We start from the raw sequence: 19445 nt of genomic DNA on the forward strand, positions 1-19445 counted from the left end.
CCATGTCAACTACCCACACTAATCCATCAGCATCACAGGAAGTCACCTTCCATGATGAGCACCGGCCTTTCCTGGACGAAGGAACTTACCAGGTGACTTTCAACCAAAACATTATAGGTAAACAAGTCATATCGGAGAAAATCAACGACAAGGACAAAACGGTACCAGACGAAGAAAAAGGATTCAAACTGGACTTGAAGCCACAGGAGATTGACTTCAATGTCGCCGGGCCGCGGTTCCAAATGCCTCCATCCATCGTACATGCGGTTCATCCACCATCAGGAGGTCAGGGTAATTACCTGTCACACCTGCCCAAACTTACTTTCAAGCGCAGCACCTTACCCTGGGAAAGAAGTCCCCAGGCATCAGGCCACCCAGCTACCAATAGTGCTTCCTGGCTTTTTCTTTTACTGGTCGATGAAACTGAAAAGGACAAGGTCGAAGAGTTGAATGGCGTGAAACTAGCAGGAAGCGGAGTAGAGGCTACTTTAAAAATGGCTGATAATTCCGTAGTAGGTACCATTGCTGATCTAAAAGGTGATATCGATTTACATCCTGATCCATTCAATGCGCTCGCCGTTGATCAAACGTGGGCTAAACAACTGATTCCTGTTACTTTAGAAGAATTGCAATACCTCAGTTACGCCAGTACCAAACAAGGAGAACATGAACATGGCGTGATTCTTGGCAACAGACTACCGATACCAGGGAACAACAGCACCGTTTACCTAATCTCCCTTGAAAACAATTTTGAATCTGATTCCTTTCAGGGCAAGGTACTTAATGGGAAATACTTCTTCCCCTATTTCTACAAATGGTCCTTCCATACGAATGTTGATTATTTAGTAACTGAAGCCATCAGCACAGATCTGGCCAGGCAATTTCCTCAGGAGGAAAGTCTTACTCCGATCATCGATCAATTGTTTACCAGTTGGGAAGCTTTTGACAAGAATCCTCTCGCCGGCAACCTATCTAAGGATGCCACTGCTTGGGTCAAGCAAAAGGCAAAGTTACCAGGTGTTACTTTCCACGGACTACTTCACAACTTAACGGCAGGTTTTAAGGCATTCAATCTGGTCACTGAAGGTTCCGGCTTAACCTCAATAGGCACGATCCAGATGCCTTTTGAGAGCCTTGATAAGGATCCATCGGAGAAAGCTTATTATCATGGTCCTCTAGTGGCGGCCAAAGTAAATCTGCCCACTCAACTTGGCTTGCCCATGAAAGATGCCGGTGATTGGAACATGCAACTGAAAGCTACAAAACTGTACTTGACGAATTCCACTACCCAACAGATGGATGTCAGTTATGGTGCGGCCATGGAGCTGGGACGGTTGACAGCCTTAAACAACGTGGCTTTTGCTGAAGCTTTTATTTCGTGGAAAAAACAAGCAGCCGTGGCAGTTTATCAAGGTAGTCCCGCCGAATCCCATTTGAGCTTTTATCCCAATGCGCAATATAGTGCTGACATTCCTGATCATATTCGTCAGCAGTTTGAAGACTGGAAACACCTCAAAAGCATCCCCTACCAATACTTGATTCCTGACCCGGACTTACTCCCTTTAGAAAGCCTGAGATACTTTTATTTAGACACGAATTGGATCAATGCGTTTCTTTATGGCGCCTTCAGCATCGGACACACCATCCGTCCAAATTCATTGAAGCCCTTGCTCAACGAACTGATGATGGAAAACAGCACGAAATATCAGGGATTCCTTCTTAATTCTTTTGCGGTGAATGGCTGGCCAGATTTTGAGGTAAATGCTTCGCAAAATTCAGCTCCCGTCAGAGGCTTATACATCCCGAGAAAAAACCTTGCTAAGAATATGGTGCTACAGGTCTATGATCAGAATTTTGATCAGCTTGAATTCCAATTACATCATTCTAAAAATCACAGCGGATTTCTTAGTGACGAGGTGCAAGTACAAGGCAAGATGTCCTATCAGTTTTTGAAAACGATTGAGGTAGAAACTACTACCAAAGACAGCAAGGGGCAGTCTCCGAAGAAAATGGTTCAACAGCACAAAGTCGCAAACATCAATCATCAGAACCGGATCGAAAGCTTACAAGGACTGGCCGGCCAAATCAATGCCAGCAACGTATCAGAATTTGCCAAGCAAATGCTGGAAGGTACACCAAAAGTCTTATTTAGCATTAAGTAAGAAGTCCGAAATAGCACACCTGATTACTCTCATTTTAAAAGCCATCCATACTTACCCCGGCATCACATAACAAGTTTCGTGATTGACACAGATCAATTCTGTGTGCCAATTGAATCTCAATAATCACTTAAACTGAACAAGCCTTTCTTCTTCAGTAAGGCTCAATACAACTACCTAGCTCACCGTAACTGATATTCCGTACGGTTCGCGTGTTCCCAACTCCTACGTTTGAACCAATATTTAACATCACTGAAAATCAATCCTTTTCAATCATGAGATCACACCACTTTTTACAGTCTGTCACTACCCTTGGCTTAGCTACCGTATTAATGTTATTTACTTCCTGCAGCGATGATGAACCTACGGCCGAAGAATCCTTCCGCTTTGACATCAATGACTACAACATCGATGGTGGCCTTATTTTCGACTATGGGGCGGTGGATTATATCAATTACGAAAATCCCACCCATTACAATTATGATTTTGCAGTCTTCGATGGTTCCTACGATATGAGTGGAGATGCTTTTGAAGGGTCTTTCCTGATGATCGCTGAATTACTATCTCCAGGAACCACCGCTTTTCAAGCAGGCACTTTCAATTACGTGTTTCCCGATGATGTTGAGGAGGTATTTGGTGAATTCTACTTCAATTCAGCAGCCTTTGTTGTCGATGGAAATAACAATAATTCCATCCTGGAAACACCATCGGATGAAACTGAAGACATCATGTACCTGGCTACTTCCGGAACCATTGTTGCTAGTGACAATGGAAATGATAATTATACCTTGGATTTTAATCTGAGTTTGTCTCAGGTAGATTTAAGAACCGAAGAGCTCATCTCCGGAACTGAAATTGATGTTAACCTCTCTGTTTCAGTAGATTTCGAGATCATTGAGGTCTTTGCGGGTGGCAGACAGGTAAACAACAAATTACGTCTTAATAAGAGATAAATAATTTACTGAGGAGAAGGTTTCAGATATCTACACGCTTTTATAGCCATTTGATACCTTCTCCTTTCCAATCCAAAAATTAACAAGATGCTGCTTCAAGCAGATTTCCTTTCTTCGCTATTCAATACTTCATTGAGGTTCCTTACGATTTCATCTAATTCATGTGCAGAGATCGAGATCAACTCAGCGATCAATGTCCGTTCTTCAACTGAAATGTTCGGTTCATCCCAAAGATTGATCAGCCCCATCAAACGAGAAAGGGGTGCACGTACTACGTGAGAGTTTGAAAAAGCATATTTCTTCAGTTTATCATGCTGTTGTTCGATTTTTCGCGTTCGTTCCATCACGCGTCGTTCCAAAGACTGGTTGATTGACCTGATCCTCGCATTGATCACCTTGATCTCATCGGCTTGTGCCTGAATCATTTCATTCTTCTCTACCAATTCCCTGTTGGTTTCATCCGCCATAAGCTTTTGACTTTCAATCACTCTTTTTCTGAAAGTGGCTACTCTGAAACGATTGTAAAGAATGGTCAAAAAAATGATCAACAGTAACATACCTCCATAAAGTAAATAGGCCTGTTGTTGCTTTCTCCTGTTTTTCTGAACTTCATTGTCAACCAGGACTTGTTGAAGTCTGATCGTATCTGCATTTTTTATACTATCCGCCAGCGCCCGTTGCTCAAATTCATGCTGGAGGATCCTCCTTTGACTTTTGAGATTAGCAATGCTATCCCTACTTTTCATGAAAAGCTTGATCATTGTAAAAGCGAGTTGATATTGATTCGTCTGCTCATAATTAGTGTACAGTGCTTCAGAGGCGGTCATGATCTCTTTTTTCGCACCAATGGACTTTGCGATCCTCAAAGACTCCTTGTTATGCTCGATCGCCTTCTCATAGTTATTGGAAGCTGCGTACGCAGAACCCAGCCCCGACAAAGCCCTTGATAATCCCAGCTTGAAATCAACTTTTGTTAATAGTTCCAGACTTCTATTGAAGAAGCCAATGGCTCGCTCGTTTTGTTCCAATTGCAGGCAAACTTTTCCAATGCCATTGAACGTGTCTATCAGTCCTTTTCTATCCCCTATTTTCTCTCGAATCAATCGACTCCTTTCCAGATACAGTAAGGCTTGATCGTAATGCTTCTGGTAGTTGGCGATAATTAATCCCAGGTTGAGCAAAGAACTTGCTTGCCCCCTTTCATCATTGATTTCTTCCCTTACTTTGAGACTTTTTTGATAGTATCTGATGGCCTGCTCCGGATACCCTTGTCGGTTGTAGACATTACCAATATTATTGAGTGAACTACCCATGCCCATCTTATCGCCAAGCGACTCTTTTAGCTTCAAACTTCGGTCATAGAAATTGATGGCCTCAATACAATTGCCCTGAATATTGTAGATGTTCCCGAGGTTATTCAGTACTGAGGCTAACCTTCTATCGTCGCCGGTCTCCCGCGCTGCAGAAGCGCTCTGTTGATATTGATTCAAAGCCATATCATATTGACCCGACTTTACATAAACATTACCAATATTATTTAAGGTGGAAGCATACATGGGCCCATAGTCTCCAATACGCTCCCTTGTAGCAATAGACTGCTGATAATACTCCAGGGCAGTTTTGAATTTACTTTTCAATCTCTGGGCATTCCCCATCAAATGAAGCGCATTCGCTTTCGCTTTATCCAAACCCTTACTTTCTGCAAATTCCAGGTATTGCTCTGCAAAGACAAAAGCAGTATTCGGGTCTCGTCGCATCCATCCGTCCTGGATATATTGAAAAAATGCCTTTGATCTCACCGCATCTTGCGCATTCGTATTGTTCCAAATCGTCATTAAAGAGTCTAAGTCCATCTGGGCTTGAGCGCCAATACTCACAACCAATAAAAAACAGACGAGCCAGCCTCTCTTACTTGCTTTAAATCTTAGCGATGTATTGCCTTTAACGTCATACCTTTTAGCTATTACCCTGAAAAGACTGATAAGAATTTTTCTCATACAAAAAGTGATGATCCTGGAAACTAAAAAGTAATTGTAGCCCCTAGATAAACGGCTCTTCCGGGCTGCGTCCTGATGATATTCCGGTCAGTCCCAATCAGGAATGATGGATTATAGACCTTGGAGTCCCATAAATTATGTACTTCTGCAAACAATTGAAGGTTAGTAGTTCCACGCGTAATTTGGCTCAAATTAAAGCTGGTCTTCAATGTCGCTAAATGATAATCAGATAATAATCCAACATTAGGAATAGCTCCTTTTTCGATGGGTGAGGAATAATAGGCGTGGTGGAAAGCCAGGTTTACCCATTGATCAAAATTGTAGGATAAACCTAACTTAAACATATGCCTAGGGAGGCCATTCAAGTCTTGCTCTCCTTCTTGATTTTCAGATAACTGGTAGGTGTATGACCCTATCACAAACAAGTTCTTATTTGGAGTTAATTTCCATTCGGCTTCAATGCCCTGACTCTCCAACTCTCCAGCGTTGCTGTAAGCAGGGGCTCTTTTGATGAGATCCGTTTGTTTGCTCAAGAAATAGTTAACTGCCAGCGTACTTTTCTTAAGGTGGTAGAATATTTGGGCCTCAAATGTTGATATCACTTCAGGAGTCAATCTATTATTACCAAAAACAGGCCTGGGGTCCACGATCACGGGGCCGATTAACCCGTTTTCAGCGGCATTTGGTGACCTAAATGCTTGTCCGTAAAGTATTTTCCCTCCAAACCCTGAACGGTTATTGGCGATCAGGGCTAACCTTGGTGCAAAATTTAAATTGACATTGGGCACTTTGTTTAATTGACCACCCAATACTATTGTCAACCAGTCCGTAGTTTTTAGGTCTGCTTGTACATAACCCCGAAACCATTCTCGGTTGTAAGATTCAACAGAAATGTATCTCCTATTATCGTTTACTGTTATTTCCTCACTACCGGACAATAAGTTCACAGTTCCACCAAAAGTCAACTCTAGCTGATAAAATGGACGATAAAAGTTAGTAAACTCAAAAAGGTAATCGTCCGCATAAACTTCGTTCACCTCTCCCATGGTTACAGGATTATTCATCTCAAATTCGTCCCGTGTTGAATTGGAAGTAATATTGAGGCTGAGTGCATATTTATCCACCAATAAGGTATCCTGCCAACCCAGGTCAAACCAAAGCCTTTTGGCTCGGTAGGGAAACGCATCATTCTCATGCCATCCTACGACATTGGTCATTTCATTCGCACCAACAAAACCTTTTAGTGTAAAGTGCTTATAGGCCAGGTTAAGATTAGCACCAATCGCTTGTTCAGCTAAATCGACTGCTGCCTCTTTACGATTGGGAGCAATGTTCATGGAAAATACACTGTCCCGAAAATTCCATCCTTCTGTAGATCTGAAATTGATTCCTCCACTGATCCGAAGGTCTCCAAAAGTCTTACCTCCATTGGCCTCCGCTTTGATCGTACCAAAAGACCCTCCTTTTACTTGTGTGGCCAAATAATCAACATCCTTTTTGGTAATGATATTAACCACTCCTACATAAGCATTCGTCCCATGAATAACAGACCCTGGTCCTCTAATGATTTCGATCTGCTTGATTGATCCGAGAGGAAAGGCTGAAAGTAGTGCAGTGTTTAGCCCAGCCTTGTTACTATCGCGAAACGGACGCCCGTCGATCATGAACAACAAATGGGTATTCACCTCATCCGGCAGGTCACCTCTCAGTCCTACCGTACTCTTGCGGAATGACATGGATGAGAGGTTATAGATACTGGTTGCTCTTTCCAATACATCCAATAAATCATTACCTCCAAAGAGGGCAATTTCCTCTGCGGTAATGGTCGCTACGATAGAAGGAGCAGCAAAAACGGTCTCTTCTTTTTTCGATGCAGAAGTCACCGATATGTTGAGCAGTTCCTCCAGAGATAACATCGTCAGATCCTCTTGATCGTATGGCTTCACATCTTGTGCATTGGCGGTTTTCGAAAAGCAGATCAATCCCATCCAAACGAGACAGGCAATGATCAAGGTATTCATTTTATTCATGGCTTGACTTTTTTTATTGTTAGGCGATCAATTGAGTAGCCTGTGGACGTGTCCCAATTGAATGTTGAAGTTTGAATTGCCCAATGTTTGATTTGAGTTGGGCAGATATTTTATTTAGGCGCTTAGATTTCTCTATGTAACTGTTCATACCCGCTTCCAATTCGGAGGAAGAGGTTGCCACTTCTTCAGTTCCAGCGGCTGTCTGTTCGGCAATGACTACTATGGATTCTGTGATCGATACTACTTCGCCGATCTTCAATGACTGGTCTTTGCTCAACTTCAGAATGTCTTCAGAATAACCAAGGGTATTGGAGGATGATGTTGAAATCTCTTCAAAGACATCAAATGCCTGTTTGGCATCTCTTACACCCTTGTCTACTCCACCGATCATTTCATTCATCAACCGCATAGTGGTCGATGTATCCTGGTTCACCTCAGTAATTAATTGTTCGATTTCCTTTGCAGATGCTCGTGAACCTTCCGCAAGTTTTCTGATCTCTTCCGCCACCACAGAAAACCCTCTTCCCGCCTCTCCTGCCTGTGCAGCTTCAATTGCAGCATTCAAGGCCAAGAGATTTGTTTGAGATGCGATTTCAGTGATCACCTGAAGCACCTTCTCAATTTCATTAGAACGCCTTGAAAGCGTATTGAGCGCTTCATTCGTCGCATCAGAAACACTTCTAATATTATTGATGCTTGCCGCTATGTTTTCAATCATCTTCGAGCCCTTCGTGCTGTTAATTACACCTGTTTTCGCAGCTGAATAAATAGATTCGGACCGTTGCGCCATTTCATCCGAACTGCTCAAAATACTTTCTACTAAGCGTGAGGACTCGTCTACTTTGATCACCTGATTTTGGGCCCCTGTACTCATCTGAGCAATGGCTGTGGCAATTTCTGAGGTGTTAGTACTCATTTCTTCTCCAGATATGAGCATCTCGGTAGAGTTGTCTTCTACAGTCTGAATGGATCGATCAATCTCCTGTAATAATTGATTCAGACTTCCTAGGGCATCATTCAGACTGGAAGACAACTTGAGCACCTCTCCTTTTGCTTCTATCTCGTAAGTTCCCGTAAGGTCACCATCTGCCATAGCCGTCAGAATACTTTCAAGGGTTTTAAAGGGTAATGTGATGGACTCGAATAAGTTATTGATGGATAAACTTAATTCAGCCCATGCGCCGGACTTGTTATCCAGGGCTATTCTGCTTCCCAATTTACCTTCTTCTGCTACGACGGATACGATATCATTGGTCTCGTGAATGGTTTTATTGAGGTTGCTTTGCATCGCAAGTAAGGACTTACCTAATACATCCCCATCACTGAGTAAAACATGTTCGGCGCTTAGATTCCCTTTACCAATTTCTTGCGCAAAAAGGGAGGTACTTATTAATCCTGACTTGAGTTTCTGAACAGATTCCGTTATCTCCCCGATCTCATCTGATGACTGATGCAAGATATCTTCTGGTATAACTCCCTTGCTTAATTGTTGAACCGTAAGGTTTAGTTGCTGGATACGATCGACCATTGATCGTGTAATCAAAAAGGTACATCCACCTCCTAAAAGGAACGCTAAAATCGTCATAATGATGATCACCCTCTCTAATCGATCAAACGAGGAAAATTTAGCCGCAAGTTGATGATCAGCGTCTTGTTCCAGCACGGTGATTTCCTTTTGTAATTCCTCATTAATACGCTTCAAAGGCAATAAAATTTCGTTATCCAAAACAGGTATCAATTCAAACAACAACAGATCATCATTATAGTGCTCTTCCTTAACTAACGTGCCGGTTATGCGATACACAAAAGGGAGTACTTCATCATAGCTGTTAAAGTGATCTGATATCTCGTAAAGGTTTGAATCCGGCCAATTTTTTAATTGTTCAAATACATCATTTTTTGAAGCAGGATATATTTCCTTAATGATTTCTATCAGGGCTGATTTATCGTCCGGGTTAGGTAAATACATCCAGTTTACGGTGAGATCGTCGGTTTGATTGATCAAAGCCGAAAACTCCTTTAATTGCGATATAAGTGGATAGTAATGATTCGTAATGGTTTCGTCCACTTTCCTGCTGGCACGGAAGGTCAATAAACTTGAAACACCACTGAATGCAGATATCAACATTACAATACCACACGTTAAGGCTATTTTCCTGGCCACTGTTAATCGCCAGAAGGAATCGTTTGGATTCATATCAGACCTGGTTTTAGATTGGAATTAATTAATTGATTACAGCGCTAGCCAATGAGAACAGCTTATCATTCACGATTACAGCGCTTTCATAGATTGACCCTCTGTTCATCGAGAACTTGAGTTTATTTCCTTCGAGAGAAAATCCAATTTCTGCTCCCTTACTTACCAAATCCTCGTTTTCTACTACCAGGACTATTTTGGAGCTACCAATTTTATCTTGAAGTAGATTGAAATTTTTGGATTGTGATGCGGGCAGAAAAATCATCTGAAATTCATGGATTGGATCAGTCGAACGGACTTTTCGGACGGACACATTCGGATATTTACTCGTCAATTCCGACAGTTCATCAAAAGTCTTGGAGCTCCCGATCACGGCAATTTGAATTGCCTCTGTATCCCAATCCAGGTTACGTGAAAAATTCAAGAGATACAGGGCTTGAAATTTCGAAACTTGTGCTTTCAAAGTAGTTGGATTTATTGATAGCGAAAGGATAAAAAAAATGATGACCATCGTTCTTTTCATGGTACTGTTAATGGTTTATTCAATTGGCTTAAAACAAGGCCCTCCGACACATCGGAAAGCCCTCACTCCACTGGTCCCACCAAATATTTTTAGTATTGGCTGTTTGATCTCTTTTGTATGGCAACCTGGTTACCAATGACTTACGAGACAAATGTAGCATGCGGTATCATACAAAAAATGGCTTACCAATAGACTTCTTGTGGACATATTTTAGAGCAAAGAAAGAAATCGAATTTTCCGTTAAAAAAATTGAGAAAAACTGCTCGAATCATACCAATTATCTACCGTATTTCCGGATTGGCAGGAAGCTATAACATAAGAATTTAATGAAAGGTGGAATACAACTAATCGTCAACCAATGAGAAGGCAACAGACGTTGTTCAAGAAAGAATTATTCCATGCGACTTAGAAGCCGAATAAAAAATTCCGGATATCCTCTTTTGGTCCGAGGTTCAGTTTCTTTTTCAGTCGATTGATCGCTTTTCGGACTGCATCATCGGAAGAGGTGGTCATTTGACTGATTTCGTAGTTTCCCAAGCCCATTTTGATATAGGCGCAGAGCTTTCGTTCATTTAAACTAAGGCCCTCAAATTGTTTATCGAGCTTTTCGAAAAATCCTTGATGCATTTCCTCAAAATGCACTTTGAAAGTTTCCCAACTTTTACTCAAATCCAATTGTGATCGAATATCCTTTTCAATGGATTTGATTTCCGTTGCATGCACATGACTGGTGATGCGGTCCAACCGACTTACCTGGTTAAGTAAGGAGTTAAGTAAAGCATTTTTCTGATGATCAAGGATCGCCATACTGGTCAATTCCCGCTCTTTATGTTCCAGATTGCTTTGAATGTATGCCTTTTCCTTAACCAGCATCTGCTGTATGGTCTGATGCTGATTTCTAATTCTCAATGCCGATGAGACTCGTGCTTTAAATTCGATGGGGTTGAAAGGCTTTCTTAAAAAATCCACCGCACCGGCATCCAGGGCCTTTTGAAGATTTTCCGAAGAAGTCATGACCCCCGTGGCTACAATGATCGGAATAACGCTGGTTGCTTCCTGGGATTGTAATACCTTAATCGCTTCAATGCCATCCATTTTCGGCATTTGCCAATCCATTATAATAAGATCGGGAGTCTTTTTTAACGCTAAACTACAGGCTCTTTCTCCATCGGAAGCATAATGGAGGTGTTCCGTTATTCCTTCAAGATATGTAAGGATAATTTCAACATTCGTGTAATCATCGTCGGCAACTAATAGCCTTATATCTTTTAAAATGTCTTCCATCAGCAAAGGTTAATTTGTGCTCAACTAGTGAGTTGAAGAACAAAACTGGCTAATTTTCAATCCATTCCATGATCATTTGGGAATATGTCCACTAATCGTCTACAAAATTCATTCACGTGCTGTAATTATTACATCGAATTGCTCCTGATCACCACTGGCGATGGCCTGTTCAATGGCCTGTTTCCAATTATCTACGGCACGACTTCCGGTTATTTCACTCAAAATATCTTTGATCGCCCCAACTTCGTCCACTTCTTTAGTCTTCAACCTACTCCTATACGGATCAAGGAGTTTGATATCGGAAGCAGATAGAGCTACGGCTTGATCTTGCTGTTTGGGTAATGCTATCACGATAGAGGTTCCTTTTTCAGGCTGAGATATAGCCGAAATTGACCCTTCGTGTGCTTCTACTGCCATTTTACAAAAGGTAAGGCCTAATCCTGTTGACGAAGACTCTCCTGATTTTTTCATAGATGAGCCTTGCCAAAATTTATCGAAGATATGCGGTAAGTCCTCCTGTGAAATCCCCACACCTTCATCAATTACAGAGATGATGTATTGGTTTTCTTTGATCACTGAGTTGATCTCGATCTGACCACCATAATTTGAATATTTGATAGCATTGGTGATTAGATTGACCAGGACACGATCAAAAATATCCGGATCGCCCCAAATCATGTCATGCTGCAGATTTTCAGCAACCTTCAGGTCCTTTTGTACCAACAATAACCTGACTTGATCCTTTGACCGGAGTATCAGTTGTTCCAAAGAAAATTGACGCTTTTTAATTTTCATGCTGGCTTCCTCGAATTTTTGTACGTCTAGCATGTTTGTTACTAATCCGAGCATTTGCCTACCGGCATGGTTGACATGTTTCAATTCTCCAGAGCTCTGTACCGAGGAATATCCAATGATGGTATTTAACGTATTTTTCATGTCATGTGCTACCATCTGTGTCATTCCTTCCCTAAAACTGGTCAACTCCTCTAACTTTTCCTTCGATAATTTTAGCTGTTCCGCATTTTTTGAGATCTGGATATTCTTTTCTGCAATGAGCGCATTATCCTGCCTTTTCCGTCTCAAAGACAGGTACAACATCAAAGAGACAATGATAAGGACCACAGTTCCTGCGATCGTCCCAAATTGGATCCATTTCCCTCTTGATATCTCATTTTTCAATCGGAGTTCTTCCGCCATGGCATTTGCTCGAATCAACTCCTGTTCTTTTTTAATGGTATTTATTTGGTGCTGATTTTCAAGCCGATTGATCTCATTGATACGTTGCTGATTCAAGACACTATCTCTATAAGCTGCGCTAAGTTTCATGACTTCATAGGCTTTTTGAAACTGCCCTTGCCTTGAATAAATTTCATGTAGTAGGGAATAAGCCCCTGAGGCTTCCGTTTTAGACCCCAACTCTTTTGCCAGTCTCGCAGCCTCCAGGGTCATTTGAGTGGCCCTATTCAGATCTCCCATTTGTACCAGGCACATGGACAAATAAGTCAATTCCCTGGCGACATATTGTAGGTTGTTTGCAGACTTACGGAGGTCAATTCCTTTTTCGTAGTAGTATATAGCCGAGTCGCAGTTATTCTCTGCGCGAAAAGCTTCTGCCAAAAAAGCCGTCAAGCTGGCCTCGCCTCCTATATGTCTGATGTTGGAAAATTGGATTAAGCCAAGCCTTAGGTAGAACTTCGCACTGTCCAAATCACCTAATTCTAAAAAAGCCCTACCCAGCCCACCGTTACTGGAAGCGATTTTGATGATCTGGTCAGGTAATTCCAACCTTTTCAGAGACTCCTGAAATAGCGGCATAGATGCTTCATACTCTTCTAAAGAAAGTTTGACCATCCCTAGAATAAGATAAGCGGATGCACCGTCATTGTATGCCTTGAGAAAAGCGTCGTTTTCCAAAGCCGTCAGCAAATGCGAGGTAGCACTATCAAGCTCACCCATATTCCTAAAGACCTGGCCCAGGTTATTATGGATCTTGCCCATTCCAGCCTGGTCATTTAATCTCGATTTAATGGCTAACGCCTGATAATAAGTCTCCAATGCTTGTTTATAATGCCCGGACTCTTCATTTGTTATGCCAAGTCCAATATAAGACTCGGACTGCAAGTACTTGAAAGAGTTTGCTTCTGAGAGAGACAAACTCTTCCCAAAATACCAAATAGCACTGTCATAATGCCCCCAGGGGATATGAGCAAAGCCCAGGTTATTAAACGCTTCAGTCAATCCATAAGAATACTGGATTTTATTCGATAAGGCTAGCGCTTGATGTGCGTAAAAATAAGAACTATCAAAATCCAAATGATAGTATTCCCCGGAGAGTAGATTTAGCGTGCTTACCCTTAAAGTGTCCTCAGCAGAGTCTGAATTTAGTGCATGCTGTAAACTGTCAATACGTTCACGCTTTTGCGCATTACACATGCATATAGCAAATACGAATATGGTCCATACAAGTAGGAAGCGGATACTCATTGGTTGTGAAAGTTGAAATCTGCCTGGGTCAAATATCAATTGAATTTAACGAAGAAACGCCATCACACTCGTAAAAACTTAGTGTGCAAAACCCATCACGTTTCTTGTAAAAAACCCTTCAGGTACCAATCAGTAATTAGGAATTTTACGATGAGCTCATCTCCATTCTACTCCGACCGCAATGACTGTACCGGGTTCGCTAAGGCTGCCTTTACGGCGTGAAATCCAGTGGTCAGTAGCGTCAGCATCAAAGCTCCAAAGCCCGCTAAACCGAAAAACCACCAATGGATCGAGGTTCTGATCTCATAGCTATTGAGCCAGGTATCCAGCACCTGATAAGCGATGGGAATAGCCACAAAACTTGCGATGACCATTAATACGATAAACTCTTTGGAAAGTAAAGTCAGGATGTGAGTAACAGTCGCTCCTAGCACTTTACGAATACCAATCTCTTTGATACGTTGTTCGGCCAGGAAAGCCGCTAATCCGAAAAGCCCCAGGCAGCTGATAAATATGGCAACCACACTGAAAAAACTGGCTTGCTCACTGATACGTTGCTCGTTGAGAAACTTTCGCTCATAATCATCATCTGCGAAACTGTAGTCAAAAGGATCATTCGGTAATACCTTGTGAAAAGCCTCCTCCAAACCAACCAATGCCTCGCTCACACTAGAATTCGGGTTCAGGCGGATATAGAGGTACTGGATCCATGATTCATCGAAAAACATGATGGATTGATCGGTTTTTTCAAAAGGTGAATTCTTGATCATGTCCTCCACCACCCCGATGATGGTGTAGTTTTCAGCTTCCTTCCAGGACGGATTATAATTCACGACCATACCTATTGGGTCTTCCAATTGCATCAATTCCATTGCTGTTCGGTTGATGATGATCGCTTTATGGTCGTTTCCAAATTCTTCCGAAAAATCCCTTCCGAGAATGAATTTCATTCCAACAGCTCTGGCATAACCCGGTGAAATATTGATCGTATTAAAAGTTTTATCGAAGTTTTCATCCATCCCATCCCAAGTAAAGCCTCCATTCCAACCCAGATTGTTGACCACCGGATAATTGGAACTTCCAACAGCTTGGGCCAATCCTGTATTCAAGAGCTCCGCTTTTAGGACATCCATCTTTTTACTAAAATTTGGCGAAGCGCGTTCTAGGGAAATCATACCTTCTGGTGAATAGCCAACAGGTCTGTTTTTAGCCGTCTGTATTTGATTATTAACAGTGATTGTTCCTACGATCAAAGCAATAGAAATTGTGTATTGCACAACTACCAATACTTTTCTGGGAATGGATGCTCGGTTCCCTTCAGAAAACTTTCCTTTCAGGGCACGAACCGGCGAAAATGAAGACAAGTATAATGCAGGATAGGAACCAGCAGCAATCACGGTAATTAACAGAAAACCACCAGAAATTCCCCAGAAGCCAATCATCTGCCAGGGTTCCTGGATACTTTTCCCGGATAGCTCATTGAACCACGGAAGTAAGATCACATATGCTCCCAGCGCCAACAAATAACTCAACAAGGCATACAATGACGTTTCAATGTAGAACTGTGCAATCAATTCTCGACGGATCGAACCCAATGTTTTCCTGATCCCTGATTCTTTGGCTCGCTTTTCTGACCTGGCCGTACTGAGGTTAGTAAAATTGATACATGCCAAAATCAAAACAAAAACGCCAATGAGTCCATAGAGCCAAACAAATTTCATTTGCTGACTCATAACCGGCATAAAATCCTCAAATTCAGACCTTAAATGCCAGTCTTTCATCGGATGCAAAAACACCTGCCTACGTCGATCATTCTGGTTGTAATGAGGGGCCGTAAATTCATTCAAGGCAGATCCAATGTCAGCTAAATTTGCTTCTGGAGACATTTTTGCGTAAACCTTCACATTGAAATTGTCCCAGATATTCATGTTCTTGTCTCCCACAGTGAGTACCAACCGAGTCGTATAATTGGCATAAGAAAATCGGGAGTTATTCGGAATGTCCTTGTATACCCCTGTCACCAAAAGATCCGTTCTACCTGCCACCTTAACCGTCTTGTTCATGGGGTTCTCCGTCCCAAAAAGCCGTTTCGCAAAAGACTCGGACAACATGATCGAATACTTGTCAATCAACCCTTCCTGAGAGCCTGCAATCATGTCAAACCCTAACATGTTTGGTGCATTGGCTGTCACTAATAACCCCACTTCTCTCAGGCTTTTCTGACCGTAAGCAATGACCCGACGATTGGCACGACCTTCTGCCATAAACACCTCTTCTACCGCATCAGGAAAATTCTCCGTAAGCGTACTCCCAACTGCGGTCATCATGAAAGTATTGGTCACTTTTCGGTCACCAAACTGGCTGTGGGTCAGTAATTGAACCATCTGATCGTAGTTATCATGATATTGGTTGTAGGTCAACTCGTCATGGACCCAAAGACCGATGAATATGGCCACAACCATGCCCAGAGAAAGTCCTCCGATGTTGAGTAAGGCATACACTTTACTTCGGAGCATTTGACGGTAAATTACCTTGAAATGGTGTCGAATCATGGGAGGTTAGTTTGGTTTAAGAATAAGTTACCAACTAACCATTGACCTGATCATTTCACAATAGTTGCATTGGATACGCGAGATTCCTTATTTCATTATTCCCAAGAAATCCCTTTCTCTCGAACTTTGGCCACAAATGGCTGCCAGGTGTCCGTCAGGTATTGCTCAAACTGTTGCACAAAATCATTGACTAATTGCTCACACTCCCGAATGAGCCTTAGCTCCTGGTCTGAAATTTTGGAATGACTTGACACGAACTTCCACTGAGCATCTTTTAACTTGGAAAACGCAGTAACCTGAAAAGACTGCCAGGCACCAACTTGTTTATAAATCGGTTTTCCTCTGGCAACGGTTTTTAAGCGATTAACAGTGGCCACAACATCCGTAGCATCCTGGCGTAACGGCCCACCTGGTGGTGCATTCTCCCTATCCAGCATATCAGCCATGGATGCAGTTTGTCGATCCAATTCCTTAAATGTTTCCCATAATTTTTTTCTGAGGCCATCCAATTCTTTCTGAATTTGATATAGTTGTTCGTCTATCGTGGGATCAAAATCAAATCGGGGATCAGCAATGACTTCTACCAGAACGGAATCTACCTCTTTGCCATAGTTTATCACTATCTTATACTCTCCTGGAAGGACAGGTATTCCTCGGTTCGGAGGGTATCTGCTTTCTGGCAAAGCATACACACTTTCGTCTAATTGCCATTCCAGGTAATTGAGTCCTTCGATCGGTGGGTTGCCGGCTAAGCGTTGAATCAATCGGTTCTCAGTATCATATACAGTCCCAGCAACCAACCCTCCGGCCCTGGATTCCTTCACAAAATATGGAATCTGCATGGTCATGAACGAACGATTATCTCCTTCAAAGGTGGTATGGAAACCCGTCCAAATATTGCCTTGTGCATTGATGAAGATACCTTTCACCTGAACCACGGGATTGATTTTGGCTATTTCCAGGTTTTTCAGCATCGTTTCTGCCGCCACTTTTCGCATTGCATGTAGGTCATCGATGATCCATATAGCTCGACCGAAGGTGCCAATGATCAACGCTGATTCTCGCCGTTGAATTTTCAGGTCCATGGTAGAAACAGAAGGATAATCATTGCGGAATTTTTCCCAATTTTCTCCACCATCAAAACTGACCCATAAACCATTTTCTGTTCCCAGGAAAAGTAGGTTTGGCTCCAATGGATCCTGGATGAAACTGAGGGCATAGCCATACACAGGCTTGTATTCCTCTACCTGAGGTTGCCATGTTTGTCCAAAGTCTTCTGTTTTGAATAAGTAGGGTTTGTAATCTCCCTTCCGATAGTTATTGGCCACCACCCAGGCAGTACCTTCCTCATACTCCGAGGCATGGATGCGCGTCATCCAACTTCCTTTGGGCAACCCTTTGATATTTTTGGTGACTTCTTTCCATTGTCTGCCGCCATCCTTTGAGAGTTGTACCTTGCCATCATCAGTCCCAACCCACATCACATCCTTGTTAATGGAACTAGGTGCAATGGCCAATATACAATTGTAAAACTCAGCACCGGAAGCATCTAATGTCAATCCTCCATAATCTCGTAGCTGCTGCTTTGGGTTATTAGTGGTCAGGTCTGGTGAGATCACTTCCCAGGTCTTGCCCCGGTCCTTGCTTACATGAACAAATTGACTGCCATAATATACCGTACTTGCATCATGCGGATCTTGTGCAAAAGCCGCATTCCAATGGAAGCGTAAGCGAGGAAAGCCCTCAGGTGTAGGAGGTTTGATGCTGCTATAATACCCACCAGTCTTGTCATAACGATAGAGACTTCCGTTTTGAGAGGTGCCGTACCCAAAACGACTGTCTTCTGAATCTGGCGAAATATAGAAACCATCTCCTCCTACCAGGTATTGCCAATACAAGGTTCGGATACCTCCTCTTCGCCACACATAACCTGGCCCATACCAGTTGCCATTGTCTTGCAATCCACCGTAGACATGATATGGCATTTCTTCGTCTACATTGACCTGATACAGTTGCCCTACCGGAATGGATTCAGGGAAATACCAGCTTTTGCCTCGATCTCTTGTGATCCCTATCCCTCCATCACCGCCAATGATGTAGAATTCCGCATCGTCTGGTGACATCCAAAAGGCGTGAAAATCCGCATGTACTCCTTTCGTTTCATCGGCTGGGATCTGTGGCGTCGGATCAAAACTTTCGCCGCCATCATAACTTACTGACAAGGGCTGATAGATGTTGTAGAGCAGGTCCTGATTGTCCGAACTGACTGCCAATTCCTGAAAATAGAAGGGTCGGTTGTTGGTGTATTTTGGGTCTTTATTGATCAATTGCCAACTAAGACCACCATCTTCACTGCGATACAGCGCATTCTTTCTGGCTTCGACTTTCGCATAAATACGTTTAGGGTTACTTGGTGCAATTGCTAATCCTATTCTTCCCAATTCACCAGATGGCAAACCATTCTTTTCGTTTAATTGTGTCCAGTTGGCTCCGCCATCATAGGTCATGAATAACCCTGACCCCTTACCCCCGGACACAAAGCTGTAGGGTGTTCTTCGGTGATCATAAAGCGCTACCAGCATCTTATTGGGGTCTTTGGGATCCATTACCATGTCAGCCACGCCTGATTGATCATTGGTGTACAGGATCTTTTCCCAGGTTTCACCACCATCAGTGGTTTTGTACAATCCTCGATCAGGTCCTGGTGTAAATGGGTCACCCATGGCTCCTACGAATACTACATTGCCATTTCTGGGATGTACAATAATTCGGTGAATGGTTTTGGTTTTTTCCAATCCCATGTGATCCCACGACTCTCCTCCATCGGTGGTCTTGAAAATACCTAGTCCCAGGTTCATGGAATTGCGGGGATTTCCTTCCCCGGTACCTACCCATACCACGTTTGGATTATCTTGTTGAATGGCCAGTGCCCCAATGTTTTGAGTTACCTGTCTGTCAAAGACCGGGTCCCATCGGGTGCCTCCATTCCCAGATTTCCATACGCCACCACTTGCTGCACCAATGTACATGATCTTTTGATTCCCATTCACCACATCGATGGTGGTTATCCTTCCACTCATATTGGCAGGCCCAACACTTCTGACTTTCAGGTTCTTGAGCTGATCTAAGTAATTGGTTTGTGCAGATAGTGAGGCATGAAGAAATAGGAAAGAAAGGAATGTAAGTAGTAATTTCATATGCTAGCATGAATTGTAGCAAGTTGCCGCTTCGTGCTGCGGTCATTGCAAATCTATTCGTTATCCTCA

At 42.6% G+C, this 19445-nt stretch carries 10 protein-coding genes; 2 read left to right on the forward strand and 8 right to left on the reverse strand.

Translation table 11 applies throughout. From position 1 onward, the window contains the following. The first annotated feature begins 2 nt into the window (after positions 1–2). Positions 3–2162: a hypothetical protein gene (locus R8G66_02085; GenBank protein MDW3191115.1), complete on the forward strand. Its 2160-nt coding sequence runs from the start codon at positions 3–5 to the stop codon at positions 2160–2162. Between the two features lie 272 nt (positions 2163–2434). Beyond that, a complete protein-coding gene (locus tag R8G66_02090) occupies positions 2435–3112 on the forward strand; it encodes a hypothetical protein (GenBank protein ID MDW3191116.1) in 678 nt (225 codons plus the stop codon). 95 nt (positions 3113–3207) lie between these two features. Here R8G66_02090 and R8G66_02095 read toward each other — a convergent pair whose 3' ends face one another. The 8 genes from R8G66_02095 to R8G66_02130 form a co-directional block, all read right to left on the reverse strand. Further along, entirely contained in the window at positions 3208–5109 is a 1902-nt protein-coding gene (locus R8G66_02095) for a tetratricopeptide repeat protein (GenBank protein ID MDW3191117.1), read from the reverse strand. A 23-nt stretch (positions 5110–5132) separates the two neighbouring features. Next, positions 5133–7139, reverse strand: coding sequence for a TonB-dependent receptor (locus R8G66_02100; GenBank protein MDW3191118.1), 2007 nt, complete (start codon positions 7137–7139; stop codon positions 5133–5135). A gap of 19 nt (positions 7140–7158) precedes the next feature. Beyond that, complete coding sequence (locus tag R8G66_02105; GenBank protein MDW3191119.1) at positions 7159–9336, reverse strand: methyl-accepting chemotaxis protein; 2178 nt, start codon at positions 9334–9336, stop codon at positions 7159–7161. A 28-nt stretch (positions 9337–9364) separates the two neighbouring features. Continuing rightward, the gene (locus R8G66_02110; GenBank protein MDW3191120.1) at positions 9365–9859 is read right to left on the reverse strand and encodes a YfiR family protein; all 495 of its coding nucleotides are present in this window, start codon (positions 9857–9859) and stop codon (positions 9365–9367) included. A gap of 405 nt (positions 9860–10264) precedes the next feature. Beyond that, complete coding sequence (locus tag R8G66_02115; protein ID MDW3191121.1) at positions 10265–11143, reverse strand: response regulator; 879 nt, start codon at positions 11141–11143, stop codon at positions 10265–10267. Between the two features lie 108 nt (positions 11144–11251). Next, positions 11252–13627 (reverse strand): ATP-binding protein, encoded by a 2376-nt coding sequence (locus tag R8G66_02120; protein ID MDW3191122.1) that lies wholly within the window; start codon positions 13625–13627, stop codon positions 11252–11254. A gap of 167 nt (positions 13628–13794) precedes the next feature. Then, positions 13795–16179 carry an FtsX-like permease family protein gene (locus R8G66_02125; GenBank protein MDW3191123.1) on the reverse strand — a complete coding sequence of 795 codons (2385 nt, stop codon included), beginning with the start codon at positions 16177–16179 and terminating at the stop codon, positions 13795–13797. A gap of 95 nt (positions 16180–16274) precedes the next feature. Beyond that, positions 16275–19376, reverse strand: a complete 3102-nt coding sequence (locus tag R8G66_02130; protein MDW3191124.1) for a hypothetical protein — start codon at positions 19374–19376, stop codon at positions 16275–16277. Between the last annotated feature and the right edge of the window lie 69 nt (positions 19377–19445).

This window comes from Cytophagales bacterium (assembly GCA_033344775.1).
Classification (GTDB): Bacteria; Bacteroidota; Bacteroidia; order Cytophagales; family Cyclobacteriaceae; genus JAWPMT01.

Coding starts and splice junctions, on each gene's coding strand:
- R8G66_02085 (MDW3191115.1), top strand. CDS start 3: ATGTCAACTACCCACACTAATCCATCAGCATCACAGGAAGTCACCTTC.
- R8G66_02090 (MDW3191116.1), top strand. CDS start 2,435: ATGAGATCACACCACTTTTTACAGTCTGTCACTACCCTTGGCTTAGCT.
- R8G66_02095 (MDW3191117.1), bottom strand. CDS start 5,109: ATGAGAAAAATTCTTATCAGTCTTTTCAGGGTAATAGCTAAAAGGTAT.
- R8G66_02100 (MDW3191118.1), bottom strand. CDS start 7,139: ATGAATAAAATGAATACCTTGATCATTGCCTGTCTCGTTTGGATGGGA.
- R8G66_02105 (MDW3191119.1), bottom strand. CDS start 9,336: ATGAATCCAAACGATTCCTTCTGGCGATTAACAGTGGCCAGGAAAATA.
- R8G66_02110 (MDW3191120.1), bottom strand. CDS start 9,859: ATGAAAAGAACGATGGTCATCATTTTTTTTATCCTTTCGCTATCAATA.
- R8G66_02115 (MDW3191121.1), bottom strand. CDS start 11,143: ATGGAAGACATTTTAAAAGATATAAGGCTATTAGTTGCCGACGATGAT.
- R8G66_02120 (MDW3191122.1), bottom strand. CDS start 13,627: ATGAGTATCCGCTTCCTACTTGTATGGACCATATTCGTATTTGCTATA.
- R8G66_02125 (MDW3191123.1), bottom strand. CDS start 16,179: ATGATTCGACACCATTTCAAGGTAATTTACCGTCAAATGCTCCGAAGT.
- R8G66_02130 (MDW3191124.1), bottom strand. CDS start 19,376: ATGAAATTACTACTTACATTCCTTTCTTTCCTATTTCTTCATGCCTCA.